The organism is Veillonella parvula, assembly GCF_024461875.1.
Taxonomy (GTDB): domain Bacteria; phylum Bacillota; class Negativicutes; order Veillonellales; family Veillonellaceae; genus Veillonella; species Veillonella parvula_I.
Window position 1 is genome coordinate 1 of the sequence record NZ_JANGAL010000159.1, and the last position, 214, is coordinate 214.

General features: G+C 40.7%; 1 protein-coding gene. It reads right to left on the bottom strand.

The features are described 5' to 3' along the window. A partial coding sequence (locus tag NE668_RS10205; protein WP_256196960.1) for a fumarate hydratase occupies positions 1–214 on the bottom strand: 214 nt, incomplete at both ends.

Below are 214 nucleotides of genomic sequence, written 5' to 3' on the forward strand. Positions count from 1 at the left end.
AGTGATACCAGTATCTTGGCAGTATGGACTATCTTCAGCATCGGCAATTTCAGCATTTTTAATAATTTGATCATGAACGATACGACCTACTGAAGACTCTTCTGTTTCACGGCCTTTTTTCATACCTTCATAGATGTCTTGTGGCAAGTGGTAAGCTGCGTCCATACACATTTGAAGGACTGGTTTTGTGATTTCAGATACTTGAATCTCGCGC